General features: G+C 35.2%; 16 protein-coding genes and 3 riboswitches. Of the genes, 9 read left to right on the forward strand and 7 right to left on the reverse strand.

The annotated features are described in order from the left end of the window. The coding region (locus ACFX4R_RS24100) for a group II intron maturase-specific domain-containing protein (protein WP_377570575.1) at nt 1-609 on the forward strand (609 nt) is incomplete at its 5' end. A 313-nt stretch (nt 610-922) separates the two neighbouring features. Here the strand turns inward: ACFX4R_RS24100 and ACFX4R_RS24105 are convergent. Both ACFX4R_RS24105 and ACFX4R_RS24110 read right to left on the reverse strand, forming a co-directional pair. Beyond that, on the reverse strand, nt 923-1,393 hold the full coding sequence (locus tag ACFX4R_RS24105; RefSeq protein WP_377570577.1) for a hypothetical protein: 471 nt from the start codon (nt 1,391-1,393) through the stop codon (nt 923-925). A gap of 4 nt (nt 1,394-1,397) precedes the next feature. Beyond that, the gene (locus ACFX4R_RS24110; protein WP_377570580.1) at nt 1,398-2,186 is read right to left on the reverse strand and encodes a hypothetical protein; all 789 of its coding nucleotides are present in this window, start codon (nt 2,184-2,186) and stop codon (nt 1,398-1,400) included. A gap of 379 nt (nt 2,187-2,565) precedes the next feature. Between ACFX4R_RS24110 and ACFX4R_RS24115 the strand changes: the two genes are divergently transcribed. Further along, nucleotides 2,566-3,108, forward strand: coding sequence for a CBO0543 family protein (locus tag ACFX4R_RS24115; protein ID WP_377570582.1), 543 nt, complete (start codon nt 2,566-2,568; stop codon nt 3,106-3,108). Between the two features lie 668 nt (nt 3,109-3,776). Here the strand turns inward: ACFX4R_RS24115 and ACFX4R_RS24120 are convergent. Beyond that, nucleotides 3,777-4,196, reverse strand: a complete 420-nt coding sequence (locus tag ACFX4R_RS24120) for a hypothetical protein (protein WP_377570585.1) — start codon at nt 4,194-4,196, stop codon at nt 3,777-3,779. Nucleotides 4,197-5,084: 888 nt separating this feature from the next. Between ACFX4R_RS24120 and ACFX4R_RS24125 the strand changes: the two genes are divergently transcribed. Beyond that, nucleotides 5,085-5,537 carry a VOC family protein gene (locus ACFX4R_RS24125; RefSeq protein WP_029320891.1) on the forward strand — a complete coding sequence of 151 codons (453 nt, stop codon included), beginning with the start codon at nt 5,085-5,087 and terminating at the stop codon, nt 5,535-5,537. A gap of 404 nt (nt 5,538-5,941) precedes the next feature. After that, nucleotides 5,942-6,086, forward strand: a riboswitch (cyclic di-AMP (ydaO/yuaA leader). A 130-nt stretch (nt 6,087-6,216) separates the two neighbouring features. After that, nucleotides 6,217-8,046 (forward strand): APC family permease, encoded by a 1,830-nt coding sequence (locus ACFX4R_RS24130; RefSeq protein ID WP_377570587.1) that lies wholly within the window; start codon nt 6,217-6,219, stop codon nt 8,044-8,046. Nucleotides 8,047-8,150: 104 nt separating this feature from the next. Here the strand turns inward: ACFX4R_RS24130 and ACFX4R_RS24135 are convergent, their stop codons facing one another. The 3 genes from ACFX4R_RS24135 to ACFX4R_RS24145 all read right to left on the reverse strand — a co-directional run bounded on the left by ACFX4R_RS24135 (nt 8,151) and on the right by ACFX4R_RS24145 (nt 11,021). Beyond that, on the reverse strand, nt 8,151-8,618 hold the full coding sequence (locus tag ACFX4R_RS24135) for an NAD-binding protein (RefSeq protein WP_377570589.1): 468 nt from the start codon (nt 8,616-8,618) through the stop codon (nt 8,151-8,153). A 392-nt stretch (nt 8,619-9,010) separates the two neighbouring features. Beyond that, complete coding sequence (locus ACFX4R_RS24140) at nt 9,011-10,351, reverse strand: TrkH family potassium uptake protein (protein WP_377570592.1); 1,341 nt, start codon at nt 10,349-10,351, stop codon at nt 9,011-9,013. 16 nt (nt 10,352-10,367) lie between these two features. Then, nucleotides 10,368-11,021 carry a potassium channel family protein gene (locus ACFX4R_RS24145; protein WP_377570595.1) on the reverse strand — a complete coding sequence of 218 codons (654 nt, stop codon included), beginning with the start codon at nt 11,019-11,021 and terminating at the stop codon, nt 10,368-10,370. A gap of 280 nt (nt 11,022-11,301) precedes the next feature. On the opposite strand from ACFX4R_RS24145, the gene ACFX4R_RS24150 reads away from it, so the two are divergent. Further along, nucleotides 11,302-12,573 carry a cation:proton antiporter gene (locus tag ACFX4R_RS24150; RefSeq protein WP_377570598.1) on the forward strand — a complete coding sequence of 424 codons (1,272 nt, stop codon included), beginning with the start codon at nt 11,302-11,304 and terminating at the stop codon, nt 12,571-12,573. 309 nt (nt 12,574-12,882) lie between these two features. Here the strand turns inward: ACFX4R_RS24150 and ACFX4R_RS24155 are convergent, their stop codons facing one another. Further along, nucleotides 12,883-13,260, reverse strand: coding sequence for a Na-translocating system protein MpsC family protein (locus ACFX4R_RS24155; protein ID WP_377570600.1), 378 nt, complete (start codon nt 13,258-13,260; stop codon nt 12,883-12,885). Nucleotides 13,261-13,387: 127 nt separating this feature from the next. Then, nucleotides 13,388-13,539: riboswitch (cyclic di-AMP (ydaO/yuaA leader) on the reverse strand. 247 nt (nt 13,540-13,786) lie between these two features. Continuing rightward, nucleotides 13,787-13,929: riboswitch (cyclic di-AMP (ydaO/yuaA leader) on the forward strand. A 626-nt stretch (nt 13,930-14,555) separates the two neighbouring features. On the opposite strand from ACFX4R_RS24155, the gene kdpF reads away from it, so the two are divergent. The 4 genes from kdpF to kdpC are packed head-to-tail and all read left to right on the forward strand — an operon-like array spanning nt 14,556 to nt 19,011. Continuing rightward, nucleotides 14,556-14,633: a K(+)-transporting ATPase subunit F gene (kdpF, locus tag ACFX4R_RS24160; protein WP_377570714.1), complete on the forward strand. Its 78-nt coding sequence runs from the start codon at nt 14,556-14,558 to the stop codon at nt 14,631-14,633. Between the two features lie 48 nt (nt 14,634-14,681). Then, nucleotides 14,682-16,355 (forward strand): potassium-transporting ATPase subunit KdpA, encoded by a 1,674-nt coding sequence (kdpA, locus tag ACFX4R_RS24165; RefSeq protein WP_377570717.1) that lies wholly within the window; start codon nt 14,682-14,684, stop codon nt 16,353-16,355. A gap of 32 nt (nt 16,356-16,387) precedes the next feature. Beyond that, complete coding sequence (kdpB, locus tag ACFX4R_RS24170; protein WP_377570602.1) at nt 16,388-18,424, forward strand: potassium-transporting ATPase subunit KdpB; 2,037 nt, start codon at nt 16,388-16,390, stop codon at nt 18,422-18,424. A gap of 26 nt (nt 18,425-18,450) precedes the next feature. Beyond that, nucleotides 18,451-19,011: a potassium-transporting ATPase subunit KdpC gene (kdpC, locus tag ACFX4R_RS24175; protein ID WP_377570604.1), complete on the forward strand. Its 561-nt coding sequence runs from the start codon at nt 18,451-18,453 to the stop codon at nt 19,009-19,011. The last annotated feature ends 11 nt before the right edge of the window (nt 19,012-19,022 follow it).

Genomic DNA, 19,022 nt, shown 5'->3' on the forward strand with positions numbered 1-19,022 from the left:
AAGTTATTTATCAAACCTAGCAGAGACAGCATTAAAAAGGCTAGAAACAAGATAAAAGATACGTTCTCTGTGATGAGGGGACGACCAGTAAAAGAACTAATACGGGTTTTAAACCCGATTATTCGTGGCTACGGCCAGTATTGGAAACATGTCGTATCTAAAAAGACTTACAGCTACATGGACAATTATATTTTCCTAAAAGTGAGAAAACATCTTAAACAATTGCATCCAAAGAAGTCGAGAAAATGGATTAGCAATCGTTATTTTAAGAAGCCCCACCACGGTGGAAATAATAAATGGATTCTCACATGTCCACTTACTAACATTCAATTGTTAAAGATGTCCTGGATTAAGATAGAACGACATGTCATGGTAGCTTACAAAAACAGCCCAGATGATCCGAGTCTAAAAGAGTATTGGGAAAAACGAGACCGTAAGGTCTTTAACAATGAAAATACATTGGATAGGATGAAACTTGCAAGAAAACAAGGATATCGTTGTGCATTGTGTAAACAGACTCTACAAAATGGAGAAAAAGTTACAGTGCGAAACCTAGAGGTTTCTACAGGTCAATTTGCTAAATTAGTACATGTACCATGTATTAAATAAGTTGTTCGGATAAAAAGAAGGCTTGAGCCGTATGACGGGAAATCTGTCACGTACGGTTCTTAGGGGGGCGGGCGCTCGTGAGAGTGCCTGCCTACCCGACTTAACTAAGATTGTTACCATATATAGTAGGAAAATAGAAAAACTCCCTATTCATATAGGGAGTTTTTCTATAGGCTAATGAGATTCTAGATTGGATATACTTTTCAGTATCCTGAGTAGTTTGCTCAAACGTTGCAACAGATATGCAATCTTCACCTAGAAAATTTACATTATTTTATCTTTCGTTAGTATATTGTACGATCATGCCGTGGCTTTATAAGCCATCTGATTTAACTTTAGAGACACCCAAGGCAAGATTTTTCCACAAAGTTTGTTCAACCACTTTGGCGTCTACAGTATGACAATCAACAATGGGTATGACTTCGGAATGTTTGCCACGTAGAAGTCGCTGCTTTTTCCTGATTACTTTAAACATAAATAGTTTAATTCCTAATCCTAAGATAAATCCGATAAAAGCACTAATAATCCCCCAATAAATAGGGCCCCAGCTTAGTTTAAAACCAATACTTGCACCTATGACTGAAAAGGCTGTAGCTAGAGCCATTCCTAAATCAATGAGAGAAGCCCCATCTGCTCGATGAAGGCTATCAAAAATCCGGCGATTTTCTGTTCGATTATTGAGAGGAACGATAAATATGTCTTCTTTCTTTATCCCTTTTTTTTCTAGCTCTGAAACAGCTAATTCGATGTAACTGGAATATTCAAATGTAGAAAAGACCTGCATATTCTCACTCCACCTTTTTTCCTTTCGCAATACAAAAGCTTGGATGTTGATACGTTTTCTCGAAGAAGTTTTTCTGCTCTCTTTCAACAAGTTTATTATTCTCAACGGTATTCATATAGGAATCGAAGATAGCAAAACCATATAGAGAAGGGAAAAATAACAACCATTCTTTATTTAAAACGGACGTAGCCTGTTTTATTTCTCCTAAAAATAGCAGTGAAATACCCTCAAGCAGGTGAGAATAATAAAAGAAAACAACGGCCCAAATGATGACAAAGAAAGCAGCAATGATCCGATGAATATAGAGTTGTCCTAGACCTGGCATCAGCAAGGACCAGACGACGGATAAGACGGGATTCCGTTTATCTAAATAGTTTATTTCCATAGCGCCCATACTGAAAGAGTTAAAGCGATGATTTTCTCGTTCAGCTAATACATATATTTTATTTAAATCAACGGTTGTTCGATAACTATCCCATATAGCAAAAATATAAACGGGAATATAAATAAGAAGCCACCTTGTATTAAGGACATCTTTGGCCATATCAATGTTCCCTTGGAAAGAATAAACCATTGCTAAATTCACGTGAGATTTAATATTGATGACGACCTCCCATATAAATAACACAAAGCCGCGAAGGTATTTAGACAGGAGTAAATGCCCAAAACCAGGAAAAGCTGCTGACCACCAAGCGATAATATAGGGGTTTCTTAAATGGATTTGAGTGGTTCCAAATATACTGACATGAGCAATATAGCGTCTTGCAGTATTGTCGTTTTTATAATTATTCATTTACAATCTCCTATGGATTAATCTCCTATAGATCCGAAAAAATATACTTGTTGTACCCATTATCCATATTTAATATGCTCTTGTTTATTTATACTGATTCACTCAACTGATATAAATCTAATCCTTTTTTATTTTTAAGGACATTCATTACATGAACTAAAAATAAATAACGTATAAAGCCTAAAAACGAAAAAACTACTGATCCTGTTTCAGTAGTTTTCCTAGTCGTTTAAATATAGATGTTAAACTGATGCTCTATTACATCTTGGATAGTTTGCTCAAATTATAAAAAGGTATTCATTTATAATATTTAGAGACTTTGGAAAGATAAAAGTAGGTATATTTTTCACATGTATGTAGAGAGGAGAGAACAATTTTTTTGGCACATCCTTCTTATAATGACGTACAACAAATCCGTTATGAACTAAAGGCAGCTGGATACGAACACTGGATTCATAATAATTTATTTACATGGCAATGGTGGATTCTACTGGTAGCTACTATTTTCCCTTGGATTATATGGGGATATCTTGTTAAGAAAAAAGACCGTCTACATGTATTTGCATTTGCGATGTTCATAGGTATTGTTTCGAGTATATTAGATGTAATAGGTGCAGATATTCTATTATGGGGATATCCTACAAAATTATTTTTTATGGTGCCTCCTTTATTTCCTGCAGATTTAACTATTATTCCCGTCGCATTTAGTTTAGCTTACCATTATGGAAAAACATGGAGAAGATATACTGTATATAGTATAATCATTTCCTTTTTATTTGCTTATGTAATTGAACCCTTTTTTGCCTGGGAAAATATGTATCAAAAATATAATTTCTCTCATTGGCTTTCTCTTATTGGTTTTATCTTAGTAGCATTAATAGTTAGATGGCTTATTGAAAGAATATTACCTCCAAGAAATTAATGTAGGCATTTTATGTTCTTCAGAATACTTTTGATACATCACATTATGTTAACCAGATATAAGAGCAAAAGGATTTTCACTTTTAAAATAGAATAGTTCCTTAGAGAATTATAAAGGGGCTGATTTCATTTCTAAACAAACGAAAGATATAAACGAAATAAAACTTTTAGATTCTCAAGTTCACTTATGTGATGAGATTAGAAAGTTGTTAAGGAACAAAGAAAGAAGACATCTACCTTTTCCACAAGAGTATACAGAGCATGATATCGTACACATTGCTTTAAACAGATTAATGAGTGAGTTAATCTCCAGACATTAAATATATCTATTTGAGAGCACATTCAAAAAAAAGAAAAACCTATCTCTTCCCAGTCAAAAGAGGCAGGTTTTTCTGTTACGTAATTGGGTTTCATGAGTGATGCCTCATTGCATCTTGAGTAGTTTGCTCAATTTACTGTTTATGATTCGTTTTATAATTATCAAAAAAAGAAACATTCTTTAAAAAAGAGTGTTTCTTAAAAATTCAATCCAGCTTAATACTATACCCTTATCATAGAAACCAATTATAAAAAATATGTTTTGGTACTTATAATGAACATGATCGTAACTAAAGATTTATGTGAAATACACCTTTAAAGTCAGAAAAGGTCAGGTGAGGAAAAAAATAATTAGTTTTTTTTTAGACTTACTATTTTAGCAACTTTGGTTAAATGTTTTTCTGATTCCTCTAACCGTTTTTGAGTGTTGACTAAAGAGTTTTGAATAGATAAAGGTGCAAGAACTTTACTACTTTTCACTTCTGTACATACTAGGTGACCTATCCCATCTTTCCATTGAATCGTACATTTAAAATTCCCAAACAACTTGTTACTTGTCTGTAGAATGAGCTGTTTTGTTATAGGATGAGAATTAGGACTTTGTGAAAACATTACTATGGCTTTATTTCGGTCTTCTTTATAAATGATCGTCCATATATTCGATATAGGTGGAAAATATGAATGGGTTATGTGTGAAACATTTAGAATTGTACCTTCCTGATTGATTTGAAAATAAGGAACAGGAAGCCATTTAGTTCTACTAGTATCCATGTTTTAACTCCTTTACATTAATTAATGGATCTTTATACTTACGATATCATATCTAAGTGATTTTTGTATGTATTTAGAATCTTGATTATGTTAACTAAAAACAGAAAAGCTTCTGATGTCTAATCAGGAGCTTTTCTAATCTACAACAAAATTTCATGGTATTGGATAGACGGATCCAGTATAGTACCCGTAATTTGTCATTAAAGTATATTCCTTCTTTGTATGCTATCAATATACCTAATTCCCCTTTATCTAATTAATAACCAACTAAAGGAAATATTTTCAAAAAAATAATCCTTCACCATATCAGCAAAGGATTTTTAGATTTATTGGAATAGGGGGAATACGTTATTAGTTTAGACAGATTTGTAGATTTATATACATATATCTTTAAAAATAAATGTTGTGATCGACTCTGTTTTCAGAAAATAACCTTACGTAAGTTTTATTGTCAGTTAAGTAAATACTAAAATATTTCTTGTATTATTAAAGTTTTATCATTTACTCTAAGAGACGACAAAATCGTTCCTTTTCTACAATGTATATACAATATACAACAAATATGGCCTAGTGACAGGTAGAAATATTTTGTGGGGAAGGCGAAGTTGTTTTACCGAATAGCAACTATGGTATCGAATTTTTGAAACTATTTAAACATGATGGCATTCACGAAATAAGGTTGGCAAATATTCCAATAGTAGAAGGTTTAAGAGGTTTATGAAATGTTGTTCGTTAACGAGATATTATATGACATATCCGAAAATCTAGTTTCACATTTCCCTATATTGTGACAAGGTGTTTTTTGTTTGAAAGGGATTTGAAACTTTTTAATAGAATAATTATGAAGATGGTCAGATAATAAATTTTTACACATAAGGAGATAAAACTATGGCAAAAAACAACTTACTAAGAATGGACAATGTCAGCATCGTTGTAGAATCCCTTGATGACGCAATTTTTTTCTTTGAGGAGATTGGCTTGAACCTCGAAGGGCGAGCCACTGTCGAAGGTGAATGGGCTGGTCGCGTAACCGGATTGGGTTCTCAGTGCGTAGAGATTGCTATGATGGTTACCCCAGATGGCCACAGCCGACTTGAACTCTCGCGATTTCTCACCCCACCTACTATATCAGATCACCGGACTGCTCCTGTAAACGCCCTCGGTTATCTACGCGTCATGTTTACCGTTGAAGACATTGACGAAATGGTATCGAGACTCACTAAGTATGGTGCTCAGCTCGTTGGCGAAGTGGTTCAGTACGAGGACTCGTATCGGCTCTGCTACATTCGTGGAATCGAAGGACTTCTAATCGGTTTGGCAGAACAACTCGGTAACAAATAAGTAAGTGACATTTTATAAAAAGCCTTTACTGAAATATACATTACTGAAGTAAAAATATTCGAAGAAAATTTCTATTCAATAAAAGGGCGCAATTCACCTGTAAAGGTTCTTTTGCTGGCTCACTTCCGGAAAGAGGTATTATGTTAACTAACTTTGTATAGAGTATACAGCTAAAAAAGAAAAACCTACCTTTGCAAGATGGAGGTAGATTTTTCTTTAATCATGTCGGATTTTTGATTCTTTAATGAATCTTGAGTAGTTTGCTCAAGATATCAAAATTTATTTATCTACATAAAAGAAAAAAACAAATTATATGAAAATTAATTTTAGTTGAAACTGCTCTTTACAAATGTAAAATTCAGGCGTATAGTACCTAGCATACATATATGATCTTGCTATTTTCATACCTTTTATCGCTTAATCCACTAAGGAATGGGGGACACATTTTTGTGTGCACTTGCACTTGGGGTGAATCCTTCTAAAAGAAGGTAGGGCTACTCTAAAGGCCCGAACCCGACAGCTAACCTCATCAGCGTTTGGAGAGAAGGTTTGCTTTTATTTTTCCTGAAAAGAACACTAAGCAGAACCTTAGTGTTCTTTTTTGTGTTTTTTTCTGAGATAGGGAATGATGAGAGTAAACTAATATAGGTAAATGGCAAAGGTTTCAGGAGGAGTTTAGATGAGTTATTCATCCCTAAAACGTTTATTAATTGGGAGGCCACTTAAATCAAAAGAGTTAGGTGAACAAAAGCTAAATAAGGTCAAGGCATTAGCTATTCTTTCATCCGATGCACTTTCATCCGTGGCGTACGGCCCAGAACAAGTCTTAATTGTGCTTGCCACAATTGGGATGATAGCATTTTGGTATTCAATACCTATCGGTATTGGTGTACTTATCCTTTTAACGGCACTTATCCTTTCTTACCGACAAATTATTTATGCCTATCCAGAAGGTGGCGGCGCTTATGTTGTATCTAAACATAACCTTGGAGAGAATGCAGGGCTTATTGCTGGTGGGTCTCTGTTAGTAGATTATATTTTAACCGTATCTGTAAGTATTTCATCTGGAACAGATGCATTAACGTCGGCTTTTCCTGTTTTACATGATTATAAGGTCATTATTGCTTGTTTATTAGTTATTCTTATTATGATTTTAAACCTAAGAGGGGTAACAGAATCAGCTTCGGCTTTAGCCTACCCTGTGTATTTATTTGTTCTTGCATTGGTTCTTTTAATAGGAGTAGGCATATGGAAAGTAGCCACTGGGCAGGTCTCTCCTGACGTTCATCCGGCTATTGGAACTGCAGTGCCAGGAATTAGCTTATTTTTACTACTACGAGCTTTTTCATCAGGATGTTCAGCCCTTACAGGCGTAGAAGCTATTTCAAATGCTGTAACCAACTTTAGACAACCAGCTGCAAGAAATGCGGTACGTACGCTTGTTGCAATGGGTATTATTTTAGCAATTTTATTCTCAGGTGTCATGTTCTTGGCTTATTGGTTTGGAATTGCACCTAAAGCAGAGGAGACGGTGGTTTCGCAGCTTGCTTCCCAAGTGTTGGGACGAAATGGTTTCTATTATTTTGTTCAAGGTACAACAGCTTTAATTTTAGTTTTGGCTGCCAATACAGGCTTTTCAGCTTTTCCTTTACTGGCTGTTAACTTAGCTGTAGATAAGTATATCCCGCGTATGTTTACGATACGTGGTGATCGTTTGGGCTATTCAAATGGAATTGTGACCCTTGGAATTGCCTCTATCTTGCTTATCATAGCGTTTCACGGTAATACAGAACGGTTAATTCCTTTATATGCTGTTGGCGTATTTATTCCATTTACATTATCCCAAACGGGGATGATTGTTAAATGGTTAAAAGAAAAGCCAGCTGGCTGGCAGGGAAAATTAGTGACCAATTTTATTGGAGCTTTTATTAGTTTCACGGTACTGATTATTTTCTTTACAACAAAATTCTCACAAGTATGGGCTGTTTTAATCTTCTTACCTCTTATCGTCTATGTATTCCACCGTATTAAGAACCATTATGAAGAGGTAGGAAAGCAACTTCGTATTATGCCAGGAGATAAAGAAGCATTAGCATTAGAAGGAAATGTAGTCATTATACCAGTCGCAGGCTTAACAAGGGCTGTTGAGAATTCCATTAACTATGCAAAAATTATTGGAGACACAGTAATTGCGGTCCATGTGGCATTTGACCGTGAAAGTGAAAAGAGAATGGAAGAGATATGGAACGAAAGATATCCTGATATACGCTTAGTTACATTCTACTCACAATATCGAAGCTTAGTTGGACCTCTTTTACGCTTTATTGATCGTGTAGAAGAGCGAGCTGATGATAGTCATATGGCTGTCACCGTGTTAATTCCGCAATTTATCACAAGAAAAAGCTGGCATAACGCATTGCATAACCAGTCAAGTTTATTACTAAGGGCACACCTTCTTTATCGAAAAAATGTCATTGTGACAACATTGCCTTATAAATTTAAGAAATAAAAAAGCAAACCCCTTTTCATATGTATGAAAAGGGGTTTAATTCGATCATTCATCTTATATTAAGAAAAACAGATGACATTTAGAATAACCGACACTACATCAGCTTAATTAAGCATTTCTTTACTGAATAATTTATCGTACATAAGATGACTTATTGGTAAACTTCTGTGAATGATTTGATCAGCACCTGCATGCCTTGCATTTACAATCTGTTTAGAAGTTAAAATTTCAACAACACTGTAAATGGAAGGATTCTGCCCTTTACTAGCTATAAGCGATATGAGAGATTGTAAATCAGCTTCCTCCTCTGTTTGGTGTGCATTAGCTGTTATAAGTATTGTTGTTGCGTACTTTATGTTTGCCTTTACTAATGTCTGTGAATCTGTTGGATCTCCCTTAATAAAATAGACATACTGAGATAAGACTGAAGGTGTTTCTAGTGTATTATCAATCAGGACGATTTCATTTAGAAACAAAGACTCTTCAAGGTAAGTAAAAAGGGTTCTAACTCGTTCATTCCAACCAATGATAATAAAATGATTATTTCCTTTATATATAAAATTATCTCCCATTAAAGCACTCTCCTTTAAAATCATAAGGCATATAAAATAATTAAAGAGTGATTCACAAACTTAGTTTCAAATACGATGAGTGGTACTAACTTAATACGTCAGAAAGAACATACCCAACATATTCTACAGTGTAATTGATTAAAAATCTCTATCATTATTATCTCCTGTTTTTTTGAAGATAAACTAGATAACATCATTGACCAATTTATACGTTTAATGCATCACTTGTTACAATAACTTATTCTATCTAAATTATTTTCTAATAATGTTTTATAGTGGTTTTTAATAGAAATTGATTTTATTTTGCTGAATAAATAGATAAAAAAGAACGCTCAATATACGAAAGCGTTCTTTTTTGAAAACCATTTTTTTATAAAAGAAGATGAGATTATCTATCCAATCATAATTTTTCCTTTTGGATAATGGAATGGATCTCCTTGGCGACGAAGTGTAACAGCAAATGCAATGGTTAAAGGGCCAACTCTTCCAGCAAACATGGTTAATACAATGATTATTCTGCCGATAGGTGATAAGTCTGGCGTGAGTCCCATGGAGAGCCCTACTGTTCCAAAAGCCGAAACCGTTTCAAAAAGAATCATTAAGAACTCTTTTCCAGGTTCTGTAATGGTCAATAGCATCGCTACTACAAAGACAATAAATAAACCAATCGAAGTAACAGTGAGCGATTTATAGATCACATCATAGGTAACTTTCCTTCTAAAAAAGTTTACATCTTCTTTCCCTCTAATCTGCGACGAGACTGCTCCTATTAGAGTCGCAAAAGTAGTTGTTTTAATCCCTCCACCCGTAGAACCTGGAGAAGCACCAATAAACATTAGAAAGATCGTAAAGAATAACGTAGTTTGAGTTAAATCAGGGATGTTTAATGTATTAGCGCCTGCTGTACGAGGTGTAACAGACTGAAATAATGAAGCTAGAACTTTTCCTGACCACGATAATGGCTGTAAAGTTTTCGGATTATTGAATTCTAAAAAGAAAACAATAATAGTACCGGCCACCAATAAAATGCTAGTGGTTGTAAGGACAACTTTTGTATGTAAAGAAAAACGTTTAGTATGACGGTATTCGTACAATTCATTTATCACAATGAAACCAATACCTCCGAATACAATTAATGTACAGACGACTAGGGTAACAAGTGGGTCATCTACATACCCCGTTAAACTTCTGAATTCTCCCATTAAGTCAAAGCCAGCATTATTAAAGTTGGAGATAGCGTGAAAAAAACCAAAATAAATGGCTCTTGAAAGTGGCATGTCAAATGAAAATCGAATCGCTAATAACAGCCCGCCTAAAAATTCAAATACAAGGGTGAAAACTAAGATTCTCTTCACTAGTTTAACAATCCCCTCGATTGATACGTTATTAAGCGATTCCTGTAACAGAATCCTTTCTTTTAAAGAAATACGTTTTCCTAAGATAAAAGCAAACAATGTGGCAAATGTCATGAAACCTAGTCCCCCAACTTGAATAAGAGCGAGGATAACTAATTGTCCAAACACAGTAAACGTTGTCCCTGTATCTACTACTACAAGACCGGTCACACAAGTAGCAGATGTAGAAGTGAATAGTGCATTGATCCATGAAAGCCCTTCTCCATTCTTAGTAGCTACAGGAAGGGTCAACAGAAATGCCCCTAATAAGATGATGAGGACAAAACCAGTCACCAATACCTTGGGAGGATCTAAAAAAAACGTTCTTTTTTTTCTCATCATAAACCCTCCTTTATTAAACGTTTTCTTCAAAATGTTTTAAACCTTGATTATCACCTATGACAATTAATTTGTCACCTTTTAAAATTGTTTCATGAGCAGAAGGGGAAATGATCATCTTGTTTTCTCTTTCAATACCAATAACATTACATCCATACTTTGCTCGTGCATCTAGATCAAACAAATTTTTGTTATGTAGTTTACGTGAAACTATAATCTCAACCAAGCTATAATCACGAGACAGTTCAATGTAATCAATAATTGTTTCAGATCCAATGTGGTGAGCGAGACGCTTCGCCATATCGCGTTCAGGTTGAATAACACGATTAGCACCTATTTTTTCTAACACTTTTTGATGATAATGATTGGCAGCCTTGACCAAAATTTCTTTGACGCCCAGTTCTTTCAATAATAATGTAGCGAGAATACTGTTTTCAATATCGTCTCCAAATGAAACAATGGCATAATCAATATTAGAGATACCAATAGCTTTTAAAGCATTTTCATCAATAGCATTTGCTTGTGCAACATATGTAGCCTTATCAGCATATTTGTTTACCACTTCCTCATCTTTATCTACGGCAATCACTTCGACATCCATTTTAGAGAATTCTTCTACTAAGGTACCTCCAAAGTTTCCTAACCCAAGTACCGCAAATTGCTTTTTCATCTTTTCTCCTCCTTTCGTAATTCTAAAAAAAGAATGAAAAACTAATATAAACTGCGAATTAAAGGATCAATCCTTCTTTTTATTAAGCTTTTAAATTTTCTAGTAAATCCCTTTATCAGAATATAAATATTTGTATAAGAAGAGTAAACAGATAAATGAAACTTATATCTTAAATTTCTCATTTAGCCTTATAAATATTCTCAGAAGAATGATTCGTTATTATTTTAAGTTCAAATGTGCAACCTAAGAGGTATAAGAAAGAAGCAAAGGAGGAGAGATGATGGAAGCTAGTGTTATGAATATTGTTCAACATGAACTATATATGATTACGATGGTGTTTCTATTTGGTTTAATAGCCATGAAAGTAGCAGAGCATATTAAGATTCCTGATGTAGCACTTTTTATGATTGTAGGAATCTTGCTTGGACCATCCGTCTTACATCTAATAACAGCACCAATTAATTCTGTAGCCTATCAATTCATTATTGTCTTAGGTTCTATTTTAATTCTATTTGAGGGTGGAAGCGCGATTCAATTGTCGATATTGAAAAGAGTATGGGTGACTATTTCTCTTTTATCCATAGTAGGAGTAGTGGTAACAGCAGCAGTTGTAGCCTTTACCGCATTTTATTTATTGGATGTGCCGATCCTATATGCCTTTTTACTCGCATCTGTTATTGCATCAACAGATCCAGCGACGTTGATGCCTGTTTTTAAACAAATTACTATTCGAGAAAAAGTCAGACAAACGGTAGAAAGTGAGTCTGCGTTTAATGATGCAACAGGCTCTATTTTAACGTTCACCTTACTAGGTGTCATTCTAGGAAAAACAGAATTATCATTTTCTTCAAGTGTATGGAGTTTTGTTCGTGAAGCAGGAGGAGGAATTTTAATTGGAGCCATCATAGGTTTCCTAGGTTCTATTTTAATCTCCGAACATAGGTGGGGACTTTTGCAGAAATATAATACCATTGTAAGTCTAGTTGTGGCCATTAGCGCTTACTTAGCAGCTGGGCTTATTGAAGCAAGTGGATTTATGGCGACCTTTACAGCAGGCCTAGTTTTAGGGAATTCTCAACCACTTTTTCGTCTTTATATTTCAGATGAAACGAATTCAACGATCTCTCACTTTTCAGAAACCTTAACTTTAATCATGAGAACTCTTATTTTTATGTTGTTGGGTACTCAAGTTAACTTTAACATCTTAGGTCAATTTTGGCTTCAGGGGATACTAATCGTTCTCGTCTTTATGTTTGTTGCAAGACCACTTACTGTCTTACTATGTACACTACCCGATCGGAAAGCAAAGTGGAGTTGGAATGAGATTGTCTTTATGTTCTGGGTTCGTGAGACAGGCGTTATTCCGGCAGCTCTTTCAGGAATGATTGTGGCAGCAAATATTAAATATGCAAATGAGATCTCATCTGTTACCTTTATTGCTATATTAGTGACGATTCTTATACAAGCCAGTACAACTGGTTACGTGGCCAAAAAGCTAGGGCTTATTTTGAAAACACCTATACATAGAACTAATTCAGAAGAAACTACCTGAACCAAAATGAGGTAGTTTTATATCTGCTACTTTGCTTAATCCTGCACACCGTTTGTATATGGACATTTTTGAAAGATAAGCCCATACCTTTATTGAGATGGGCTTTATCTATAAATAGACAAGAAACAGAGTTATATTATTCAGCTTTAGTTTAAAACTGAGAGTGTGTCAATACAATGTAATAGTATTTTATAATGTAATAGTATTTTATCGGGAGTTGTAGTAATACCATTGTACCTAAAACTTTAAGATTACTTGCTATTGTCTTGGGAATTTCACACCAGAACCACAGAAAAGATTAAATACGATTTAACCTTTCGAATTACCAAATAATTTGGCTATATTCTTATCCATAACAAATACTTCAATTCGTTCACCTGTTTTTGTACTAGTATCACTATGACTAGATAACACCTTACAACCAGTATGTTTTTCAACAATTTCTTTAAAATCTTCACTATACATTTCTCGTAGAACTTGTCTCATTTTCTTAACAAGTCCTTTCCCTACATCATGATTGATAAGGTGTTTTTCTTCGACGGTCAAAACTCCTTTGAATCGGAGCAAGATCATATCCTCTACAATGTAAGTCTTTGCCTCTTGCGGTCCGCGACCAATTAGTTCCCTTTGAAACTTAATAAATGCCTCACTTAGTTCAGTCTCTAGCTTTTTCTTAGATTGTCCCACAGTTTTCCCTCCGAAATTCCTTTTTCTTATACTAGTAAACAAAATAAAAAAGACCCGAGAAGAGGACTCTTTTTGTGGATTTTAGATACATTGAAATAAACTGTAGTCTCTAAAAACACAATCAGGAACAATCTCTCTTCAAACGCTTACGGGGTTAGCTGACGGGTTCGGGCATGAGAGTTGCCTTACTCAAATCATTGAGATTCACCCCATATGGATTAATTCCACTTTATTTTTGGTTCCCCCGTTCTTTCGAGTAAGATTCAGCGATTCAAGCTAATTCTTTTGTTAAAACATCAATTATAATAATTAATTATATTGAAATTGTAAAGGAGAATTTTTATTTTTTAAGAGAGAGGAAGTATATTATAGAGAAGCATGTCATAAGTTTAATAGTAGTAAATAAAATAAAAAATAAATAGTTATCATAAGGTACATTTTTAATTTTAAAAAGATTACGTAATTTTTTTCAACTCTCTCTTTACAAGCAAAATTTATAGTCGTATAATCAAGGCATCAAATTAAAGAAGAATATCGGCCTAGTCCTGAATATTCAGGAACGGAGGAACCAATCAATTGGGGTTAATTCTACAGATTGTAGAAGGGATGAGATTACTCTTTCGCCATCCTACCCGTCAGCTAACTTCGTCGGCTAAAGCGAAGGAGGTCAATAGACCGCCTATTTATTTCGGAGGGCTTTTTATTGTTTTTTAACAATGAAATGCTTGTTCGATAATGTATTGCAGGTCTTTTTTGTTTGCTCAAAAATTAAATACAGCTGTCTGTTAGAAAAAGAACAGGGAGACAGAATGCAAAGAGAGCTTTATGCTAGCTAGGCATTAGGTAGACCAATGAATACTTTTCTTCCACAGTTGGATTGTCTAAAGAATAATAGGACTGCTATATCTTTATCTCTAAAGATGTAGTTTTATTACCTATTGGTTTCTTTGTCATTCCACAGGGAGATAAGTAGGCATTGGTCTATTTTTTGTTCTTAGGTTTGTTTCACATTTGTATGGGAAGTAAGCAGAAGAACAAGATAATGACCAGTTAGATAAATACATGCTTGGAAGGAAGTAGGGCTGAAAAAAATACGTTTATATATAAAAACAATGGACCGTTGAATATTTACTAGATTTATAGGGTTACTTTATTTTTAAACAAATTAAGAGAAATGAAGAATGGAGAGATAGAAGTGTTTAACGACTTTGTTACGATTGGACTTTTGGTTGCAACCTTTGCTCTTTTCTGGGGATTTACTTTATTTTGTGAGAAAGCATAAGGAGGATATTGATATGCTCATACCAGCAATCATTGGAGTAGTCATGATTATTTATTTGTTATACGTACTCATTAAGCCTGAGAAGTTTTAAAGAAATTAAAGAGAATGAACAATAAGTGGGAGGAAAATAAAAATGACTATGGGACTCATACAGATAGTCGTGACTTTACTTATCATTGGTCTTCTAGTAAAGCCAGTAGGCGTCTACCTTGTGAAAGTATTTGATTATGAAAGAACAGGATTAGACCGTCTTTTCGGACCAGTAGAACGATTCATCTATCGGCTAATTGGAATAAAAGAAAAAGAGAGAATGGGGTGGAAAAAATATGTATTTGCCGTGTTACTCTCTAACTTCGTCATGCTAATGTTGATGTATATAGTTTTTAGACTGCAGAAGTACTTACCATTAAATCCCGATGGAATAGATAATATGTCTTCACCATTAGCGTTTAATACAGCAGCTTCTTTTATAACAAATACTAATTGGCAAGCTTATAGTGGTGAAAATTCACTTTCGTATTTGTCACAGATGATTGCTATTACATTCCCAATGTTTACATCAGCAGCCACAGGATTTGCTGTTGCTATTGCATTCATTCGTGGTTTAGTAGCTCGTCAAGATAATCTTGGAAATTTCTACGTTGACTTAGTGCGTTCCATTATACGTGTATTCTTGCCTTTATCTTTTATTGTAGCTTTATTCTTGGTTTTTCAAGGAGTACCTCAGACACTTCATGGTGCAGCTGATGCTACAACACTAGAAGGCGTTAAACAAACTATTACAAGAGGACCTGTTGCTGCATTAGAATCTATTAAGCATATTGGAACAAATGGTGGTGGATACTTTGGTACAAATGCCGCACATCCGTTTGAAAATCCAACCCCATTAACCAACTTTATTCATATCCTGTGTATGATGCTATTGCCTACTGCATTGGTATATGCATTTGGGATTATGATTAAAAACAAACGACAAGGATGGACTGTATTTGCAACAATGGGCATTATGTTTATAACGTTTCTTACAGTTGTTTTTATTGCTGAATATAACGGTACACCAACACTAAATGCACTGGGCGTACACGGGAATATGGAAGGTAAAGAAGTTCGTTTTGGGATTTCAGAATCAGCTTTATTTACTGCTGTGACCACCGCAGCTACGACTGGATCTGTTAACAATATGCACGATTCTTTAACTCCAATTGGTGGACTCGTCCCGTTAGCGCAAATGATGTTAAATAACGTATTTGGGGGGAAAGGGGTAGGTTTATTAAACGGATTACTTTATGTCATACTCTCTGTATTTATTTGTGGACTTATGGTTGGTCGTACACCTGAGTTTTTAGGGAAGAAAATCGAGGCTAAAGAAATAAAACTAGCTTCTATCGCCATATTAATACATCCTGTCATTATCCTTGTTCCGACAGCAATGGCCTTATTTCGCCCAGAGTCAATTGCTTCAATCCTGAACCCAGGGTTCCATGGAGTATCAGAAGTTTTATATGCTTTTACGTCAGGAGCTGCCAATAATGGTTCAGCTTTCGGAGGTCTTACATCGAATACAAACTTTTATAACATGGCAATTGGTTTAGTTATGTTATTTGGGCGATACATTGCCATTATTGCCATGTTAGCAATTGCTGGATCATTAGCGACTAAGAAGGTTGTTGCTTCAACTTCAGGAACATTTCGTACCGATACGCCTTTGTTTACTGTTATCCTAGTAGTCATCATTCTAGTTGTGGGGGCATTGACGTTCTTCCCAACACTAGCACTAGGGCCAATAGCAGAACATTTAGGAATGTTTCAGTAACATGGAACGGTAACAAATAAGGAGGATGCCTTATGGCGATTGAGAATAAACCAGTATCAAAGAATATTATCTTTCAAGCAATTATAGACGCATTTAAAAAATTGAATCCATTAGTGATGATTAAAAATCCTGTTATGTTTGTAGTAGAAGTCGGAACCTTAATTACACTTATCCTCTCCATTAAACCAGATATCTTTGGCGTGAGTACAGTTGGACGCGGATACAATACGGCTGTTTTTCTAGTCCTTTTATTTACCGTATTGTTTGCAAACTTTGCTGAAGCACTTGCCGAGGGGCGAGGTAAAGCTCAGGCAGATACACTACGAAAAACAAAATCAGAAACGATGGCGAAAGTAAGACAAAAAGACGGTTCTTACAAGGAAGTTTCATCTACATCATTACATAAAGGAGATATTGTACGTGTAGATACAGGTGAAATTATACCTTCTGATGGTGAAATTATTGAAGGTCTAGCATCTATCGATGAATCAGCTATTACAGGTGAATCTGCACCTGTGATTAAAGAAGCTGGTGGCGATTTTTCTTCTGTAACTGGAGGGACAAGAGTAGTTTCCGATTATATTATTGTTAAAATTCAAACCGATCCTGGTGAATCATTTCTCGATCGTATGATTTCGTTAGTAGAAGGAGCAGCGCGTCAAAAAACACCAAACGAGATTGCTCTAACAACACTACTAACAGTATTAACACTCATTTTTTTAGTTGTCATTATGACGCTTGTTCCAATTGCTGATTATTTAAAAGTTAAGTTAGATGTAGCAACATTAATCGCACTTCTTGTTTGTTTAATACCTACTACAATTGGAGGATTACTTTCTGCCATTGGAATTGCAGGGATGAACCGTGTCACTCAATTTAATGTGTTGGCTATGTCAGGGAAAGCAGTAGAAGCTGCTGGTGACATTGATACGATGATATTAGATAAAACAGGAACAATTACGTTCGGAAATCGAATGGCTAGTGAGTTTATTCCTGTAGCGAATGTTACTAAACAAGAAGTTACGTTAGCAGCTCTAAAGGCATCTGTGAAAGATGAAACACCAGAGGGACGCTCCGTGGTGGAACTTGCCCATAAGCTAGGAGTGAACTGGAATGAAGATTATAGGAATGCAGACGTAATCGAGTTTACAGCAGAAACAAGAATGTCTGGTTTGAACTTAAAAGATGGCACAGTGATTAGAAAAGGAGCTGTTGATTCCATTAAGAAATACGTTACTGAAAATGGTGGAGAGATCCCCTCCGATTTTGAGGAAACTGGAAATGTAGTTGCAAAAGCAGGAGGAACGCCTTTAGCAGTAGCTATTAATAATCAGATATACGGAATTATTTATTTAAAAGATACAGTTAAGCCTGGATTAAAAGAACGGTTTGAAGAACTAAGGGGCATGGGGATTAAAACAGTCATGTGTACAGGGGATAACCCATTAACAGCAGCTACTATTGCAAAAGAAGCTGGTGTAGATGAATTTATAGCAGAGGCTAAACCAGAAGATAAAATAGAGGCAATTAAGAAGGAACAGGCGCAAGGTAAACTTGTAGCTATGACCGGTGATGGAACGAATGATGCTCCAGCTTTGGCACAAGCAGATGTTGGACTCGCTATGAACTCTGGAACAATGGCTGCAAAAGAAGCCGCAAATATGATTGATTTAGATTCTGATCCAACTAAGCTTATTTCAGTCATTGCGATTGGAAAACAATTACTTATTACAAGAGGAGCCCTAACCACATTTTCTATTTCTAATGATATTGCTAAATATTTTGCTATTATTCCAGCATTGTTTATCATGGCAATTCCACAGTTGCAATCTCTTAATATTATGCATTTAGCATCACCTGAATCAGCATTGCTTTCAGCCTTGATATTTAATGCTATTATTATCCCTCTTCTTATCCCAATTGCAATGAAGGGAGCAAAGTATAAAGCAATGGACGGGAACAAGCTTCTTTCTCGTAATTTGTTAATTTATGGACTGGGTGGTGTAGTTGTTCCATTCATTGGTATTAAGATCATTGATATGGTTGTATCTATATTACACCTTGCCTAATACAAGAAAAGTGGAGGAGAACATTCGTGAAATCATTTATAGTCGCATTACGGACAGCAATTGTTTTAATGATAATTTGTGGATTAGCTTATCCTTTAGCTACAACAGGGGTAGCTCAGGTTTTGTTTCCAAAACAAGCCGAAGGAAGTCTTATCAATAAGAATGGGAAAATACATGGTTCAGAATTATTAGCTCAAGATTTTAAAGGGGCCGAATGGTTTCATCCTAGAGCTTCAGCTGCTAAATATGATCCAACTGCGTCAGCTGCCACTAATAATGCTGTTGCATCAAAAGAATATACTAAAACAGTAGAAGACAACATAAATCAGTTAAAAAACGAGAATAAGGACATGGAAGGCAAGATTCCAGCCGATTTAGTTACCACTTCCGGTTCTGGATTTGATCCAGATTTATCGCCGGAAGCAGCAAAAGCTCAAGTTCCAAGGATTTCAAAAAAAACTGGAATTTCACAGGGTCAACTATTAGCGCTAATAAAGAAACATCAAAAGGAACGACAGTTAGGTCTCTTTGGAGAACCTCGTGTCAATGTATTAGAGTTAAATATGGATATACAACAATTAAAATAGGAAAGGGAGAG

The organism is Priestia sp. YIM B13490, from assembly GCF_042787735.1.
GTDB classification, from domain to species: Bacteria; Bacillota; Bacilli; order Bacillales; family Bacillaceae_H; genus Priestia; species Priestia megaterium.

Bases quoted from the DNA above. Each gene is read 5' to 3' on its own strand.
- ACFX4R_RS24105 (WP_377570577.1), bottom strand. From the start codon at position 1,393: ATGCAGGTCTTTTCTACATTTGAATATTCCAGTTACATCGAATTAGCT.
- ACFX4R_RS24110 (WP_377570580.1), bottom strand. From the start codon at position 2,186: ATGAATAATTATAAAAACGACAATACTGCAAGACGCTATATTGCTCAT.
- ACFX4R_RS24120 (WP_377570585.1), bottom strand. From the start codon at position 4,196: ATGGATACTAGTAGAACTAAATGGCTTCCTGTTCCTTATTTTCAAATC.
- ACFX4R_RS24125 (WP_029320891.1), top strand. From the start codon at position 5,085: ATGGCAAAAAACAACTTACTAAGAATGGACAATGTCAGCATCGTTGTA.
- ACFX4R_RS24130 (WP_377570587.1), top strand. From the start codon at position 6,217: ATGAGTTATTCATCCCTAAAACGTTTATTAATTGGGAGGCCACTTAAA.
- ACFX4R_RS24135 (WP_377570589.1), bottom strand. From the start codon at position 8,618: ATGGGAGATAATTTTATATATAAAGGAAATAATCATTTTATTATCATT.
- ACFX4R_RS24140 (WP_377570592.1), bottom strand. From the start codon at position 10,351: ATGAGAAAAAAAAGAACGTTTTTTTTAGATCCTCCCAAGGTATTGGTG.
- ACFX4R_RS24145 (WP_377570595.1), bottom strand. From the start codon at position 11,021: ATGAAAAAGCAATTTGCGGTACTTGGGTTAGGAAACTTTGGAGGTACC.
- ACFX4R_RS24150 (WP_377570598.1), top strand. From the start codon at position 11,302: ATGGAAGCTAGTGTTATGAATATTGTTCAACATGAACTATATATGATT.
- kdpF (WP_377570714.1), top strand. From the start codon at position 14,556: ATGCTCATACCAGCAATCATTGGAGTAGTCATGATTATTTATTTGTTA.
- kdpA (WP_377570717.1), top strand. From the start codon at position 14,682: ATGGGACTCATACAGATAGTCGTGACTTTACTTATCATTGGTCTTCTA.
- kdpB (WP_377570602.1), top strand. From the start codon at position 16,388: ATGGCGATTGAGAATAAACCAGTATCAAAGAATATTATCTTTCAAGCA.